The 16,386-nt window shown below is 55.3% G+C and carries 15 protein-coding genes and 1 pseudogene; 6 read left to right on the forward strand and 10 right to left on the reverse strand.

Annotated features, from left to right (window positions below; genetic code table 11):
• Nucleotides 1-351: 351 nt before the first annotated feature.
• The 7 genes from APH25_RS06705 to APH25_RS06735 are packed head-to-tail and all read right to left on the reverse strand — an operon-like array spanning nt 352 to nt 8,257.
• On the reverse strand, nt 352-1,134 hold the full coding sequence (locus tag APH25_RS06705; RefSeq protein WP_012315183.1) for an SDR family NAD(P)-dependent oxidoreductase: 783 nt from the start codon (nt 1,132-1,134) through the stop codon (nt 352-354).
• Nucleotides 1,135-1,165: 31 nt separating this feature from the next.
• Nucleotides 1,166-1,957, reverse strand: a complete 792-nt coding sequence (locus tag APH25_RS06710; protein WP_012315184.1) for an enoyl-CoA hydratase/isomerase family protein — start codon at nt 1,955-1,957, stop codon at nt 1,166-1,168.
• Nucleotides 1,954-3,135, reverse strand: a complete 1,182-nt coding sequence (locus APH25_RS06715; RefSeq protein ID WP_012315185.1) for a thiolase family protein — start codon at nt 3,133-3,135, stop codon at nt 1,954-1,956. Before APH25_RS06715 ends, APH25_RS06710 begins: the two co-directional genes overlap by 4 nt.
• 28 nt (nt 3,136-3,163) lie before the next feature.
• Nucleotides 3,164-4,837: a long-chain-fatty-acid--CoA ligase gene (locus APH25_RS06720; RefSeq protein WP_012315186.1), complete on the reverse strand. Its 1,674-nt coding sequence runs from the start codon at nt 4,835-4,837 to the stop codon at nt 3,164-3,166.
• A gap of 14 nt (nt 4,838-4,851) precedes the next feature.
• Nucleotides 4,852-5,910 (reverse strand): CaiB/BaiF CoA-transferase family protein, encoded by a 1,059-nt coding sequence (locus APH25_RS06725; protein WP_012315187.1) that lies wholly within the window; start codon nt 5,908-5,910, stop codon nt 4,852-4,854.
• A complete protein-coding gene (locus tag APH25_RS06730; protein ID WP_012315188.1) occupies nt 5,907-7,052 on the reverse strand; it encodes an acyl-CoA dehydrogenase family protein in 1,146 nt (381 codons plus the stop codon). The genes APH25_RS06725 and APH25_RS06730 overlap by 4 nt, the downstream gene beginning before the upstream one ends.
• A 35-nt stretch (nt 7,053-7,087) precedes the next feature.
• Nucleotides 7,088-8,257 carry a helix-turn-helix domain-containing protein gene (locus APH25_RS06735; protein WP_012315189.1) on the reverse strand — a complete coding sequence of 390 codons (1,170 nt, stop codon included), beginning with the start codon at nt 8,255-8,257 and terminating at the stop codon, nt 7,088-7,090.
• 267 nt (nt 8,258-8,524) lie between these two features.
• On the opposite strand from APH25_RS06735, the gene APH25_RS25785 reads away from it, so the two are divergent.
• Entirely contained in the window at nt 8,525-8,866 is a 342-nt protein-coding gene (locus APH25_RS25785) for an SDR family NAD(P)-dependent oxidoreductase (RefSeq protein ID WP_012315190.1), read from the forward strand.
• Complete coding sequence (locus APH25_RS25790) at nt 8,863-9,075, forward strand: SDR family NAD(P)-dependent oxidoreductase (protein ID WP_012315191.1); 213 nt, start codon at nt 8,863-8,865, stop codon at nt 9,073-9,075. The genes APH25_RS25785 and APH25_RS25790 overlap by 4 nt, the downstream gene beginning before the upstream one ends.
• Nucleotides 9,076-9,386: 311 nt before the next feature.
• On the opposite strand, the gene APH25_RS06745 is transcribed toward APH25_RS25790, so the two are convergent.
• Nucleotides 9,387-10,415, reverse strand: a complete 1,029-nt coding sequence (locus APH25_RS06745; RefSeq protein WP_012315192.1) for an AraC family transcriptional regulator — start codon at nt 10,413-10,415, stop codon at nt 9,387-9,389.
• A 499-nt stretch (nt 10,416-10,914) separates the two neighbouring features.
• On the opposite strand from APH25_RS06745, the gene APH25_RS06750 reads away from it, so the two are divergent.
• The 4 genes and pseudogenes from APH25_RS06750 to APH25_RS26215 all read left to right on the forward strand — a co-directional run bounded on the left by APH25_RS06750 (nt 10,915) and on the right by APH25_RS26215 (nt 14,600).
• Complete coding sequence (locus APH25_RS06750) at nt 10,915-11,616, forward strand: nitroreductase (RefSeq protein WP_012315193.1); 702 nt, start codon at nt 10,915-10,917, stop codon at nt 11,614-11,616.
• Nucleotides 11,617-11,761: 145 nt separating this feature from the next.
• Nucleotides 11,762-13,546, forward strand: a complete 1,785-nt coding sequence (locus tag APH25_RS06755; RefSeq protein ID WP_012315194.1) for an acyl-CoA dehydrogenase — start codon at nt 11,762-11,764, stop codon at nt 13,544-13,546.
• Nucleotides 13,547-14,127: 581 nt separating this feature from the next.
• Nucleotides 14,128-14,496 (forward strand): annotated as a pseudogene (locus APH25_RS25860) (IS66 family transposase zinc-finger binding domain-containing protein); the annotation flags it as partial.
• A 29-nt stretch (nt 14,497-14,525) separates the two neighbouring features.
• A complete protein-coding gene (locus tag APH25_RS26215) occupies nt 14,526-14,600 on the forward strand; it encodes a hypothetical protein (RefSeq protein ID WP_225522085.1) in 75 nt (24 codons plus the stop codon).
• Nucleotides 14,601-14,839: 239 nt separating this feature from the next.
• Here APH25_RS26215 and APH25_RS06765 read toward each other — a convergent pair whose 3' ends face one another.
• A complete protein-coding gene (locus APH25_RS06765; RefSeq protein WP_012315196.1) occupies nt 14,840-15,310 on the reverse strand; it encodes a hypothetical protein in 471 nt (156 codons plus the stop codon).
• Between the two features lie 210 nt (nt 15,311-15,520).
• Nucleotides 15,521-16,375, reverse strand: a complete 855-nt coding sequence (locus APH25_RS06770; RefSeq protein ID WP_012315197.1) for a toll/interleukin-1 receptor domain-containing protein — start codon at nt 16,373-16,375, stop codon at nt 15,521-15,523.
• Between the last annotated feature and the right edge of the window lie 11 nt (nt 16,376-16,386).

Consider the following 16,386-nt stretch of genomic DNA (forward strand, 5'->3'; position numbering starts at 1 on the left):
AATATCACCCTTTTATTCTTGTTTTTAGAGCACTAACCTCATACCAGCAGCGCGATCACCACCAGGCGAGAGTTTTGTTTGCGACTCAACTAATCACGAACGGAATCTATATGGACATCTACTCATTGGACAGATGCCATTTACTTTTAAAACCCACTGAGACCGCAGGCACAGTGCGTTTTCCTGATAGCTTGACGACCTCGCATGCCTAACAAAACAGCCTTCCGCCGAGTTAAATACAGCGCTGCCCCATAATTCAAATTTGCCGCCTTACTGCTGGAGGCACGGGACACGCGCTGCCTATTTCTCTGCATTGCTAGTTGCAATAAAATCTTTAAAAATATAAGCGTCTTAACGTGGTGCCATGCGAATGGCGCCGTCCACGCGGAGAGACTCGGCGTTCATGTAGCCACAATTGACGAGAAACTCGACGGTCCTCGCGAATTCGTCAGGCTCACCCAAGCGCTTAGGAAATGGCACAGATGCCGCGAGCGCCTGTTGCACGTTGTCAGGAAGACTTTGCATCAGTGGCGTACCAAACAGCCCAGGCATAACGGTATTGACTCGGATACCTTCGTCCATCAGGTCACGCGCGATCGGCAAAGTCATGCCTACAACAGCCGCCTTGCTTGCAGCATAACTGGCCTGGCCGACTTGACCGTCCTGTGCAGCCGCCGAAGCGGTGTTGATGATGACACCGCGGTCGCCATCGTCCAGCGGCGCAAGCGTCATCATGCCGGCGACCGATTTGGTGATACAACGGAAAGTGCCTAGCAGGTTAATTTGAATGATGCGATTAAATCGATCTGTAGTGCATGGACGAATTTCACCAGTCTTCTTGTCTCGGCTAACGGTTTTAACAGCATCGGCAGTACCCGCACAGTTAACCAAAATGCGTTCCTGTCCGATAGCAGCACGGGCTTTGGTAAATGCCTTGTCCACTTGCTCGTCAGAAGTCACATCTACATTGCAGTAAATGCCACCGATTTCGTTTGCCAGCGCCAAGCCTACTGTCTCGTTCATATCGAAAATGGCGACTTTCACGCCATACCTGGCCAAACGCCTTGCTGTGGCAGCCCCCAAACCAGAAGCACCTCCTGTGACAACGGCAGAAATGTCTGAATTCAGTTCCATGATAACCTCCTCGTTTGGTAACAAATATGCGTTACTGGCCAGTGAACTTGGGAGCGCGCTTGCTCAAAAATGACGCTTGCCCTTCTAGGTTGTCGGCTGAACGCAAAGCGACGAAGAAATTGCGTTTCTCATGTTCCAAACCTTGCGCCAGCGGTGTTTCGAAGCTGGTCAAGGCCGCATTTTTTGCGAGAGCCACAGCCAACGGCGAGTTGAGAGCGATTCGATCGGCCATAGCTCGCGCAGTGGACAACGCCTCTCCATCCACTGTCACTTGAGCTACGATTCCGGCATCACACGCCGTACGAGCATCGACAAAATCGCCAGTCAGCAGCAAGGCCATAGCTTTTGATTTACCTGTGGTGCGAATCAGGCGTTGGGTACCTCCCGCACCAGGGATGGCGCCCAGCTTGACTTCCGGCACACCGAACTTAGCTGACTCGCCAGCGATCACGATGTCGCATGCCAATGCCAGTTCCATACCACCGCCGAGCGCAAACCTTTCCACCGCTGCGATGACGGGTTTTGGGAAACTGCCTAGTTCCGACCAGAATGTGCCACCCGCCGCAGTTCGATCGCCCAACAACGATTCGGTACGAATTGCATCGAACGCCGTGATATCGGCTCCAGCGCAAAACATGCCCTCGGCACCGGTGACTATGACTACTCGCACAGTATCGTCGTGACGCAGTTGCGCAAACTGTGCACGGAGGCCTTCAAATACCAGGCTGTTCAAACTGTTCTTTGCGCTTGTGCGGTTGATGGTCAAAATAACCGTGGCACCTTCACGGCTGACAAGTACTTCGCTCATGATGGTCTCGTTCATTCCAGTCGCTCGATGATGGTGGTATTGGCCGTGCCCGACGCTTCACAGATAGTTTGCAGGGCATAGCGTCCGCCTCGGCGTTCGAGTTCGCACAGCAAGTCAGTAAGCATGCGGGCACCGGTGGAACCCAGCGGGTGGCCGATCGCTATCGAACCGCCGTTGACATTGAGCCGATCGTCCGGGATACCAAATTCCTGCTGGAACATAAGAGGCACTCCACCGAAGGCTTCGTTGACTTCAAACAGATCGATGTCGTCGAGACCCAGCCCAGCTTCCTCTAAGGCCTTACGAGTCGAGTCAAGAACAGCAGTGAACTGGATTACAGGATCTGCTGCGGCCACAGCGGTACTAACGAAGCGCGCTCGCGGCCTCAGCCCGTGTTGCTCGGCATAGCCGCGACTGGCAATCATAAGCGCGGAGGCTCCGTCGCTAAGTTGCGATGCGTTGGCCGCTGTGGTACCTCCGTTATCGGCAAACACCGGCTTGAGCTTGGCTATCTTCTCTAGGCTGGTATCCGGGCGCACACCTTCGTCGACGCTGATCAGCGCGCTATTCGGATCACTTGGATCCTCGGTGAGCCGGACCAATTGGGCACTAAAGTTGCCGGCTTGTGCGGCTTGGTGGGCACGCTGATGACTGCGTACGGCGAACGCATCCAGAGTCTCGCGTGTGAGGCCAAAACGCTTGTTCATCAATTCTGATGACACGCCTTGCGGAGTCAGTGGGGTACTCTGGTAACGTGCTAGCTCGCGCGGGCTATATTGCAATCCAAGCGGCGCTCCGGGCTTAAACGACGGAGGCATGGGAGCTTGCGACATCGACTCCACCCCCGCACCGATAACCAATTTGTAAGCGCCTGCCTGGATGCCATGCACTGCAAAACTCACCGCTTGCTGGCCAGACCCGCATTGCCGGTCGACCGTCACCGCAGGAACAGATTCGGGCAACCCTGCAGCCAACACGGCATGACGACCTAAGTTGCCGTGCTGCTGATCCCATTGAAGTACACACCCAACGATCACATCGTCTAGGTCTAATGGGTCAATACCAGATTGTTCCACCAACTGGCGCAGCGTTTCGGCCAATAGGTCCACGGGATGCCATTTATGCAAGCGCCCCCCGCGTTTACCCACGGGGGTGCGGACCGCACCTACGATGACGGGTTCAAGGTTATTCATGCTGGTTTCCTATCCAAGAAAGTCGGTGCTACTGGGCGTAGCGATCTGCCTGTTCAGCTCGTATACGTTTTTTGTCAATCTTGCCGACACTGGTCTTGGGGATGGCCTCGACGAACAAGATCTGGTCTGGCAACTGCCATTTGGCGAAGGCACTGCTGAGGTGTTCTTGCAGTTGTTCTGTGGTCACGTTATGCCGGGGCCTCAATACCACCATGGCCAGCGGCCGTTCCTGCCACTTTGTATGAGGAATTCCGACAACTGCGGCGTCGCACACGGCCGGGTGGCCCATGAGCAGGTTTTCCATGTCGATGGAGGAGATCCACTCACCGCCGCTCTTGATCACATCCTTGATACGGTCGGAGAGCTTGAGGTAACCGTTTTCGTCGATCGTTCCGACATCTCCTGAGCGCCACCAGCCACCCTCTAAGAAGCGATCAGTGGAGTCAGGCGTGTTGTGGTAGCTCGTCGTGATCCAGGGGCCACGTAGACAAATTTCGCCTGCTGACTTTCCATCATGCGGTAGGTCCTGGCCTTCCTCGCCTAGGATGCGGATTTCTACACCAGTAACGACCAGGCCCTGTTTGCGCTTAAGGTTCCACTGCGCGTCCAGCGTCAAGTGCTTCTTCAGGATGGGCTTGAGGCGGTTGAGAGATACCAGCGTCGTGGTTTCGGTGGCGCCATAGGCATGCACCACCTCAGCTCCAGTGAGTTCGTGGAACCCTATCATCATCGACAGCGGCGGCTCGCTGGCACCGGAAAGCATGCGCATGCGGTTAAAGTCTGGCTTGACCGGCAAAGTCTCGATGTACTGCAGCATGGGTTGGAAGATGGCCGGTGCACCGTTGGCGACTGTTACGCCTTCAGCAATCATCGCGTCCACCAATGGCCTAGTGTCCTCGGCGGCGTAACGGCCTGGTAACACGATCTTGTTGGCCACCAGTACCGCAGCTTGCGGCAAGCCCCAACACTGCCCGTGAAACATGGGCGTAATGAGCATGGTACAGTCGTCTAGCGTAATGCCAAGATTGGTGGCCATGGCCGTGGAATGCAGGTAGATGCCACGGTGCGAGTAATACACACCTTTAGGTCTGCCCGTTGTTCCGGTGGTGTAGCAGGCACTGTAGGCTGAACTTTCCTCGATTTCGGGCCAGTCAACCGTATTATCGGAGGCTGCCAGGAGATCCTCGTAATGCAACAGCGGCGTCAGGGAAGTCTTAAGCTGGGCTAACGGCTTGTCAGTCATGACGATCCAGCCCTTGATCTGAGGAGAATGTGCAGCGATTGACTCGGCCACTGGCAACAGTGATTCGTCCACACAAACGTAGGACACGTTGCTGTGGCCGACCACGTACCCCAGATCCTCGTTGCCCAGTCGCAAGTTCATTTGCAGCATCACCGCGCCCAGACCAGGAATCGCCCAGTAGAGCTCGAAATGCCGTCGGCTGTTCCAGTCCAAGATACCCACCCGATCACCTACCCTGACGCCAAGCGCGCGAAGGGCATTGGCGCTGCGGCAGATCCGCACATAGCAGTCGGCATATGTGTAACGAGCCCAGCCTCCATCTTGTGTACGGTAAACAATCTCTTGCTCAGGGTGAGTGCGAACGGCGTGCCGGATCAGTGTCGTAGTGTTGAGCTGACGCGTATCGCCCATGGTGGAGGGGCAGCCGCGAAGGGGCTGGGTGCGCCGGGCAGTATCCATCACTTTCTCGTCTCCTATATTGTTGTTGTGTTCAGTGCCTGGAACCGTGGGGCCGGAGAAACTTCGATGGCACCCGAAGGTGAGGACTGATAAATGCCCCGTGCTGCGTTGTGCGGATGTAGCACTGCTTCGGCCAAGCTGAGCACGGGAGCAAAGCAGGTGTCGCTGCCTTCAAGCAGTTCACACCAATACGCCTGGGGCTGACTGCGAATCAGAGTCGCGATGCGATCTTTGAGCGATGGCCACGTTGCTATGTCGTACTGATCGGTAGGATCCACGTCAGATAGACCCAGCTTCGACAGCAACAGTGCATGGAACCCAGGCTCCACCGCTGCGAGGCTGATGTAACCTCCGTCGGAGCAGGAGTACACGTCATAGAACGGCGAGTCGTGAAATGGGCTCGGCCGGTCGCTATCGATCTGTCCATTTGCACGGATCCAATGCACCAGTGTGCCTAACATAGCCACAATATCGACGATCGCTGCATCTACTACTCGGCCATGCCCGGAGGCACGCGCATCCACCAAGGCGCAGGCGACGCCGAAGGCGAGGCCCAGAGCGCCGGCTGCGTCACCGAGTACGGTGGGCGGTACAATAGGCGCTTGCCCCTTGTGCGCCGACAATGACAGCAATCCTGTTAGCGCTACGTAGTTCAGGTCGTGACCGGCGGCCTGTGCGAGCGGGCCTTCCTGTCCCCAACCTGTCATCCGGCCATACACGAGCCTAGGATTGCGCGCCGCACATTCAACAGGCCCAATCCCCAGCCGTTCCATCACCCCAGGACGGTATCCCTCAATCAGTGCATCGGCCTGACTGATCAACTCCAGGGCGCGGGCCTTGCCGTGGAGCGACTTCAGGTCAACGACCTCGATCGTCTTTCCGCGGTGCAACGGGTTTGCCACTGTTCCACCCAGCCGCTGCGCCGCAGCCGCCTGCTCGGCTCGGGCAAGTACGATCACTTCAGCCCCCATGTCGGCCAGCATTCTGGCCGCCAGCGGACCTGGGCCGATGCCCTCAAACTCAACTATCTGGATACCATGAAGCGGCATATGCAGCAGCTGAAGCGCGCTCATAGCTTCCTCGCGATCAGTTCTTTCATGACCTCGTTCGCGCCACCATAGATTTTCTGTACGCGCGAGGCTGCGTACATGCGTGCGATTGGGTATTCAGCCATGAAGCCGTAACCGCCAAACAATTGCAGGCACTCGTCGGTCACGCGGCACTGCTGTTCAGTGCACCACCACTTGGCCATGTACGCCGCTTCGTCGTCGAGCGTTCCGTCCAGTAGACGCTGAATGCAATCGTTAACAAAAGTGCGCACAACGTGAGCGATGGTGGCTAGCTCGGCCAGTTTATGGCGCGTGGCCTGCATATCGAACAGCGGAGCACCGAAGATCTTGCGCTCCTTCGTGTATTCAATGGTGAGCTCCAACGCCCGATCAATGACGGCTGCAGCTGGTACTGCGATCGACATACGTTCATAGGGCAATTGGCCCATGAGTTGCTTGAAACCGTGCCCTTCGACACCACCAAGTAATTGATCAACCGGCACGCGCACGTCTCCAAAAAAGAGCTCGGCTGTGTCCGAGGCTGGCATGCCAATTTTTTCGAGCAATCGGCCTACGCGGAATCCAGGTAAGTCCTCGGTCTCCACCACGATCAGAGACAGTCCCTTACTACCCACCTCGCCGGTGCGTGCGACCACGATTAAAAGACTGCAAGTAAAGCCATTAGTGATGAACGTCTTGGCTCCGTCGATCACATAGTGATCGCCATCGCGGCGGGCACGTGTGGCGATGGCCTTGAGATCGGTACCGCAACCAGGCTCGGTCATCGCGATACCGGCCAACATCTCACCGCTGCTCAGTTTGGGTAACCAACGCTGTTTTTGCTCTTCAGTACCGAAGTCCATGATGTAATGTGACGCGATACTATGCACTGTGACGTTGTTAGGCATTTCAGCCTTAGTTAGCTCATCCTGCACTACCAGTTGATAAGCAAGGCTGGCTCCAGCACCGCCGTACGCTTCGTCCAATTCCGGTAGCAGAAAGCCCATTTCACCGAAGGGACGCCAGGTCTCGCGTGGGATATAGCCTTGTTCACGCCAGCCGGGCAGTTTGGGAGCCATTTCGGCGGCGATATAGCGGCGCACCTGTTCGCGAAAGGTCTCGATATCGCTGTCCATCCAGGAATGACGATGTAGTTGTGGCAGCATGAGAACGCTCCTCAAAAGAATGGTACGGTGGAGTATTAGGGCTTGGCCTGAAACAAGGGCCCGAGTTGCGTTGCAGCAAAACACTGCGAGTGCTGGCGAAGAGTTGAATCTTTGCGTTCTGAGACCATACAAGGCCCCTCGTTGGCATAGGGCTGCGCGACCTGCCTGCCAATACACTGTGAGTTGTCTTCTTGTACATGAGGGAAAAACCTGATACGTCTACCGGGTAGATAGGGGTAGCAAGCAGCAGCCCTACGGCGTAACTCGCTCGGCGACATTCCAAAGAATTGTTTGAACGTGCGACAAAAGTGGCTGGTGGAGTTGAAGCCCCAGCGGAAAGCAATCTCGGAGATCTGCAGGTGCTTGCAAGCTGGATCGGCGAGTGTCTGCCGACACGCATACAATCGGCTTTCCAAGATATGGCCGACCACCGTGGTATCGCTCTGCGCAAAAAGCGCATGAAGGTAGCGCACCGAAATGCCCTGTGCCGCAGCGATGCGCGTCGGGATCAAGTTATCTTCATGCAAATGCTGAGCGATGTAGGACAACACTCGCTCCCTCAAAGCATTCTTTGCCGTAAGTTTGCTAGCGCACGGCGGTTCGGGCAGTGCAATGTCCAGCAGCCCGATCACCGTGCGGCATAGAGTGAAGTGTGCAGAAGGCGGTACAGCATCGATCTCTTCGGACAACCCGACCAGGTGGCGGCTTAGCAACGAACCCACGCCTGTACGGGTATCGATACGACAAGCTGAAGGCGGCTGCTTGCGCCCCGGCAGATACTCGCGCAAAAGTTGCCACGGAATCATAAGAGACACACTGCATGCTCGCTCTAACACTTCATAGTCTTGCCGCCGATCAGAGCGCCAGACGAACATATCACCCGCACAGATCTGCTCACCCCATTGCCGCATCCGCACACGACCGCTCAGATGCAACTGCAGAGCTATGTAGAGCTCATCGCCCCATTGCGAATATGCAAGTGGAAACCGGCCAACGCAGGGATCGACCACAATGTGCACCTGGGAGACTACTCCGAGCCCATTTGCTCGCAACTTACGTTGAAACTCAGTAAGCTCCGCCGATGAGGATAGATTCCAACGCTGGAAGCAGCCTTGAAAACTATGTTCCATTGCCTCCAACGCATCATTCCTGCCATCGATGGAAACGTGGTTAGTGGGCAATTCCGTGAGTGACTGTTTTTGCACTTGTTGCCTCCAGAATTTTCTTCCAGGCGCAGTTGCCTATCAGCCCCGGTCGTCTGCACGTAACGCTTACGTTCGGTGCAACGGTGATGGCGCCACAGGCATGTAGAAGATCGTAGGAAACGGTGTCTAGTGCGGCAATGACGGATCGTCTCGATCAACTGACAAATTACCTCTTTCGACAAAGCATTGCGGGTGGCAGCCCCAACTTATCGAACCTACGCTAACCACTGGGCATTGATGTTCCACTGCAAACGCACGGAGATGGTGATGGATCTTGGTGCAATGCTTACCGGCAAGCAGGTGTTGGTAACGGGGGCCTCTTCAGGTCTGGGCGAGAACTTCGCCCGGCTGGCTATCGACTGCAAAGCCAATATGGTGATCGGAGCACGGCGCAAGAATCGGTTAGACGAATTCGCCAAGGAACTGGAGAGGCCTGGCTCCCCACAGATCAGCGTACTGGAAATGGATGTGACATCCGAACAATCCCTCGACCAAGCTTTCGCCGAGCTGGACATCTCGGGTGCCATCCTTGAAGTTGTAGTAAGCAATGCAGGGGGTTCCATCGGTAGTCTTTCGCTCGTACTTACAGCGAGCGATTCCACTCGTTGATAGCTATCAACGTACGCGGTGCACGGCTAGTTGCAACGTGCGCAACTCAACGCCGGGCAGACTCTGGGCGAGGAGGTTCGATCATTAATATTGCCTCAACACTAGGCGAACGTGTGATGCCGAGCCACATGCTATATTCGACTTCCAAAGCAGCTGTCGTCCACAAGACAAAGAGTTTGGCCCTCGAATGGGCACTGTATTTAATCTGAGTCAACGCAATCGAACCTGGCCACACTGACACAGACATTACTAATACCATGTAATACACTGACTATGGCAAGGCACTCATTAAGCGTATCCCAATGCGCCGCCTGGCTAATCCAGAGGACTTCAACGGACTTTTTCTATTACTCACACCCGAGGCCGGATCATGATTGACGGGGACATGCATCCCTGTCGACGGCCCTCACCTGTGTTCATCGCTTTGAAGACTTTAGTGGGTTTCTAATTACCTGGAAAGCATCGCCCTTGCCAAATTAGCAGCAGCTATATGCCTTTCTGAAACTACGTCGATACAGAACTAATACTGCCTCGTAAGTGATCGATAAACACCAGGTGCGCAACCAGTCCACGATTTGAAGGCCCGCTGAAATGCGGTACTGTCAGCGAACCCCAACTCGACAGCGATGGCGCTCAGCGTGGCATCAGTGCTGGTCAATCGAACAATCGCCATGTCGCGCCGCAACTCGTCTTTTAACATTTGAAACGATTTCCCCTCCACAGCCAGATGCCGCTGTAATGCACTGACTGATACATGCAACCGCTGCGCAGCATCAGCCAGATCAGGCCACGCAGGACACGCATGCTGCAATAGCATTCGCACGCGCGCGCTGGATGTTCGCTCATTTAAATGTGGTCCGACTAGATTACTTGGCGTGGCGCGCAGAAATGTTTGGAGTGCGACGGTGTCACGGCGCATCGGCTGCGCAAATGCCGTGGTTTCAAACCAGACCGCCGACCTCTCCTGCCCGAACCTCAAAGTACCAGTAAAGATTCGGGAGTAATCTGAGGCATGTGGAGGTGGTTGAAAGGCAAAATCGAATCTCTTAGGCACCAGGCGACCGCCGTGCAACCATACAAGCAGGCGCCAGAAAACCCGCAACAGCAGTCCATGCAGGAAATCGGAGTGCTCAACTGAGACGTCACGCGCACAAAGAGCTGCTCCACTAAGCGAGTCATCGGAAACCGGAACAAGATCAATATCATCCTGCAAGAGGGCGAAGGACTCGCTGACGCGCTCAAGGGCGGCCGCAACTGTCTTTGCCCCGAGCGTTGAACGAGCTATCAACGCGAAACTGCCACTACGCAACGGCCGACCACGTAGATAGCCCAGACATTCATCATTTAGGCTTTCCTTCACGGCGCTAAATAGCGCGATGTACTGCTCGACGGTCACACGCGACTGGCCCAGATGCAGAAGCGATTCGGCGATACGGGCCTGCGCCAGAACGCCACACAGCCAAGACTCAGTGGCTAGTCTTTTTTCGCGCGCACCATCAAGCAGACCATGCACGGCGAAGACAGGAACAGTGTCGACAGGTTTTAACATGATCGATGCAAGCAACTTTTATTGTTGGCACAGAACCCAAGCCTACACTAAATGACTCCGAATTGAGATGCCCTCTGCACAGCGCTACCCAAATAAGCATCCGTGCCGGTTGGCAGGGCAGATTCGCTTGCCCCTGCGCACACAAAATCAACTCACCATGCGCTAGCGGGCAAGACGCGTCCGGACTGAGTGCCCAGAATACTCCTCGGCAGCACATCCAAGAAACGATCGTAAGCGAGAATGAGCAAGTCAGCGCCGAGACGTCAGCGGGAGTCACTTCAAGGTTCAGTTGCCAAGTTGACCCCGGCTACGACGTGTTCTCCGCAATCCAGATCTGCTGATCGTCGCCGGTGCATCCCTCTCGTACAAAGTGAGCGAGATCGCGTGCCTCTTGTCACCCATGGGTATTCGGTACTTACGCTTTCGCACCACCTGTCCTCGGTACCGCGAAACTATCCGGAGCACTCGCCGTATAACTTAGCTACCAGGAAAGTATGTTATGTCTGGCAATAACGCGCCTACGAGCGACATACCGATTGAAGTGGTAATGCGCGGACGTCGTTCGGTTCGGGCCTTTCTGCCGACCGCTGTGTCCCAGGAAATGGTGGCTGACATTCTGTCGACGGCAGCCAGCGCGCCCAGCGGCACCAATACCCAGCCTTGGCAGGTTATCGCTGTAGCAGGTGAGGTCAGGAAACGCTTGTGTGACCGTGTGGTGGAGGCCTTCAACCATGAACAAGGAGAGCATCAGTCCGAATACGATATCTATCCGGCCGAGTTCGTGGAACCCTACCTGACTAGGCGGCGCCGGTGCGGTCTTGCGCTTTATGCTGCTGTCGGAATTTCTAAGGGAAACACGGCTGCAATGCGCGCCCAACATACGCGCAACTTTACCTTTTTCGATGCACCGGTAGGTTTGATATTTATTTTGGACCGGCGTATGGCCTTGAGCAGTTGGGTGGATTACGGCATGTTCTTGCAGAACATCATGTTGGCTGCCCGCGCTCGAGGGCTCGACACCTGCGCACAGATGGCATGGGCCCTCTACCCACGTATTTTGGGCGAAATTTTGGCAATCCCAGACCAACACATGGTGCTGTGTGGCATGGCACTGGGCTATGCCGACCCAGCGGCTGCAGAAAACAGCATGCGCACCGAGCGTGAGCCAGTCAAAAACTTCACACGCTTCTGCGGATTCTGAGACGCATGGTGGATCATGCATCCACATTAGTGCGATCGGCCTCCCCCTTCTCATCCATAACCGCTCAGCGTCGATAGTGCTGAAGTAGCACCGACCTCGACTGACTCTGCTAGACGCCTAATCGCCATTACAACGGGAGTTCACTATGTCTGTCTACACTGCACCCTTGCGTGACATGCTGTTCACGATGAAGGTAGTTGGAAACTTAAAGGCGATCTGTGCCCAGCCTGGCAACGAGGAGACTACGCCTGAATTGGTCGAGGCAATCCTGCAGGAGGCTGCCAACTACGCTGCCGGCATACTGGATCCGTTGAATCGTTCGGGAGACATACAGGGCGCGCGCTGGCACGATGGCGAAGTCACATCCGCCGAGGGCTTCCGCGAGGCCTGGTCCAGCTTTTGCGAGAACGGTTGGATCGGCATGCCGGCCTCCCTCGAATGGGGTGGACACGGCCTGCCGACGCTGGTGTCTACCGCCGTGCTGGAAATGTGGAAATCGTCCAACTTGGCTTTCAGTCTGTGCCAGATGCTCACACTCGGTGCCGTGGAGGCGATCGCTCATCACGGCAGCAATGCGCTCAAGCAGCGCTTTCTCGAACCTATGGTCGCCGGCCGCTGGACCGGGACCATGAATCTTACCGAGCCGCAGGCCGGGTCAGATCTCGCGGCACTGCGCGGCCGCGCCGTACCCGAGGGCGATCACTATCGTATCGTCGGCAACAAGATCTTCATCACCTGGGGTGAGCACGACATGGCCGAGAACATCGTTCACCTGGTGCTCGCTCGCCTGCCCGATGCGCCGCCGGGCGTGAAGGGCATCTCGTTGTTCCTATGCCCCAAATTCCTGATCAATGCCGACGGCTCTCTTGGTGAACGCAATGACTTAATCTGCACGTCCATTGAGCACAAACTAGGCATCCATGGCAGCCCCACAGCGTCCATGAGCTTTGGCGACGGCGGAGGTGCTATAGGCTATCTCGTCGGCGAGCCTCACCAGGGGCTGGCCTGCATGTTCACTATGATGAATCACGCGCGCCTAAACGTCGGACTGGAGGGCGTAGGTGTTTCCGAGCGAGCCTACCAGCATGCGCGCAGTTATGCGCTCCAGCGCGTGCAGGGAAAACCGACGCTGGCCGGTAGCAGTACCATCGCCGGCCACGCCGACGTGCGGCGTATGCTGATGGACATGAAGGCACGCACCGAGGCCATGCGCGCAGTGGCTTACTTCTGCGCCGGCCAGATGGATCGAGCAGCCGGCCACCCCGACGCGCAAGAGCGCACGCAGGCACAGGACCTAGTCGGCCTACTGACACCGGTAGTCAAAGGTTGGTGTACTGACAACGCAGAGGGCATCACTTCCGACGGCGTGCAGATACATGGAGGCATGGGTTACGTAGAGGAAACCGGTGCCGCGCAGTACTTCCGCGATGCTCGCATCACAACAATTTACGAAGGCACCACTGGCATCCAGGCCAATGACCTGATTGGCCGCAAGATCGCACGAGAGGGTGGACGCACGATAAAAGCGTTGTTGACCCGTATAGACAGCGATGCTCGCCGGCTAATGGATGCGCACGACCCTGAGTTGTCGCCAATCGGTCACGCCCTGATGAGGGCGGCCATGGCCCTCGAGGAAAGCGTCGACTGGCTGCTCATTAACAGTGAAACGCAGTCGCAGAACTGTGCTGCAGGTGCCGTTCCGTTCCTACGGCTGGTGGGCACAGTAATCGGCGGCTGGCTTTCGGCGCGCATGGCCGAGGCCGCCACGACACAATTGTCATGCACCCCGAGCGACACGGACTTTCTCCAGGCCAAGATCATTACGGCCACTCACTACGCGACGCACATTCTGGTAGGGGCCTCCACGCTACGAGACATCGTAGTTCATGGCGCTGCCAGCACATTAGCATTGACGGATGATCAACTCTAAGCCCGGAACACATAATGCAATCTGAACGACTATCATGTCGAAATCTGAAGATTGGGTATGAACACCTGCTCTCGCAACTCATCGGAGAATCCGTACTTTCTCGGCGACAACACGATTTACGGCGGTATCTCGCACAGTTTTCTGAAAACAGGTGTGATTTACGCACCGATCACGAACAGCTTTCCGGAGTAGTACACGGTCTATTCGGGGCAATAATTACGCGTCGAGGCGTCCGGCGGACGATATAGTTCATTTGCCGCGGCCGTCGATGTACACGGCCAATGCGCAGGCCGTGGCGGCCACGACCTGCGCCGACTCAAGGAAACCGTAGTTATCTATGAATTGTTTGATATGTGCGACGCAGGCTGAGTCCAGCGAGTGCCCCCGTGGATGGGAGGAACGCCGTTGCTCCCAATGCGGGCGTTATCGAATGTCCCAAGCTCTCATCCGAGTGATGATGGAAGAGGGACAGATTTTCGATACTGAGCGCATGCGGGAGTGGTTAGGAGCACGGCGAAATCTAGAGTCGGTTCCCATCATCGATCATTCCAATGCGATATTGGTCCGTTGAGCTGGAGAGTAGCCCGGTGCAAAGCAGCTTGCTGGATGACCTGCTCGACACAGACCTTGAAGCGATCGAGGCCGAGCTAATACAGCTCCTTCCAACTGCGTCGCAGGCCGAATCACTGCAATCCCCAAAACGCGCGCCCTTGCCGTCGCAATTTCCACGCACTGTGATTCGTCACGAACCCGAAAACACCCAGTGCGCGTGTGGCTGCTAACTCCAACGCATCGACGAAGACTTCAGCGAGAAGCTGGATTACACGCCTGGCGTATTTACCGTCGAGCAACACGTACGTGGCAAGTGAACCTGCCATCAGTGCGAAACACTGATCCAGACGACGGTGCCGGCGCAGGCTATCGACAAAGGTATCCCGACCGCAGGAATGGGAATGATCCGTATACCTATCTCAAAGATGTGCTGACGCGGCTGCCGACGCAGCGGGCCAGTGAGATCGGGCAATTGCTACCGCATCAATGGGTTCCGGCCTGACTTACGCAAAGTGAATTGGGCGGCCGCTTACAGTGCACTCACATCCTCAACGACCTCAACATTGGCACACAGACTCTTCCTTACGAGAAGCGTATGAGCATGAAAAGAGCGACTGCTAACGCGGAGCCTGCGGCAGTTGATACGTGTAAGAACACTGCGCGAAACTGTTACCACCAGATCTTGGTTGAGTCGACCTCCATGCGGACAGAGGGCGCTGCCTAGCTGCAAGAAGACACTGTCTAATAAAACCGTTCGTAGTCGTCCGTGAAGCCGCCAAGGACAGCAAGGACTGCCAGAACGGCAGTACTCATTTCAATAAGCAAGCGCGCGCGAACCGGATCATCCCAGCCAGCAGCACCATGCTTGCCGCCATGGAACAAGTTGTTGCGAACGGTCTTGACCGACTTAACAACCTTATCAAGATCAGATGTACATTTTTCAAAACTAATAGGCTGCCAAGCCAGTTCCAGATTGTCAGAGACGATCTGCTGGTCGGGAGGCGATGCAAGCAAAGCCTCGGCCTCCATCGATAGCTCATACGCCTCAGCGTGCTCTACGACAAAACATTTCCAACCTGGCTCTGCGCTGAGACCAGGTCTCTTGTTCTTCAAGTAGCGGTTTTCCTTGAGGCAGAACTCGAATCGAGAGAACCGATAAAAGAACTCAAACGCGATCCTCGAAAAATCATCCTCTATCTCATTTCTGCGCATGTAGCCTCCTGCTCTCCAGTGCGTATCAGAATCGGCTTCATATATTGAAACGGGAGCGAAAGAGCTGCCGCTCTCGCGTCACCGTAACGTGCATACCACAGACATCGCACACAATAGCCCCGTATGCCATGCCTGGGCCTCAATCGAGTAATGGAATTCGACCTTACATGAATCCGGGCCCTACACATGAAAATCTTGACACTGCACCCGCTATGCAATGGGCTCAAGAGCACGGGCCTCACAGAGACCTTTGAACTTAGCTTCGAGCTCATACGCATAGTACAAAGCATCTAGCCAAAAATCGCCGGTCTCAGGCGTCGTCTGAGCCAATGTCCTCAGTGTACTCCCATCGAGCTTTGGAAGGTGCTCGTTGACGACCTCGAATGCAAAAGAAGCTGATCCAAACGCCTTCTCCACTAAGTAAGACTCCATTGCGCCTACGATCTTTCTGCGTAAGCGCTTACGCACCAATGGCCTGTAACGTACCTTGGCACTGAAAGCGAGCTCGGAGTAAATCCAGGGAGACAACGTACGGTCACCCTCTGCAAAGCCCTCGTGACCTTTAATCGGGATCGAATTTTTGGTATTGAAAAAAATAAAGCACTCAGCCGCGTCAATCATTCGATGCAGCTCTTCATTCAACATCAAATAAAGTGAGGCTGCGACCTCATTACACTTTTCATAGGAAAAATTGGTAAAATCCCCGACCACTTCACTGTCGGAGTAATGCTTGTTGACTTTTAACAAGAGGTCACCAACGTAACCCCAAACGCATGAATCAACAAACACGCTGACACCTCGCTTCTCCAAGGACAAAGCAAACTCAATAGCTTTGCGCTCATCCCGGTGCGAATGTGAAAGGAAAATCTGGGCATCTTGCTGAGGGAAAATCCTCAGCGTTAGCTCCTTGACATCTATGATATCTTTGTTGTCGATCTGACCGATGACATAATCGGCCAGATCATTCACGACCACATCTCGCGCTTGATCACGAAAGTTATTAACCGCCGACCCACTAATCATCTCAAAAGGCTTGTAATTTTCAAGCTCAAAGCCGATGTACATATACAATCCAA

The sequence above is a fragment of the Pseudomonas sp. NBRC 111119 genome, assembly GCF_001320125.1.
GTDB lineage: Bacteria > Pseudomonadota > Gammaproteobacteria > Pseudomonadales > Pseudomonadaceae > Aquipseudomonas > Aquipseudomonas parafulva.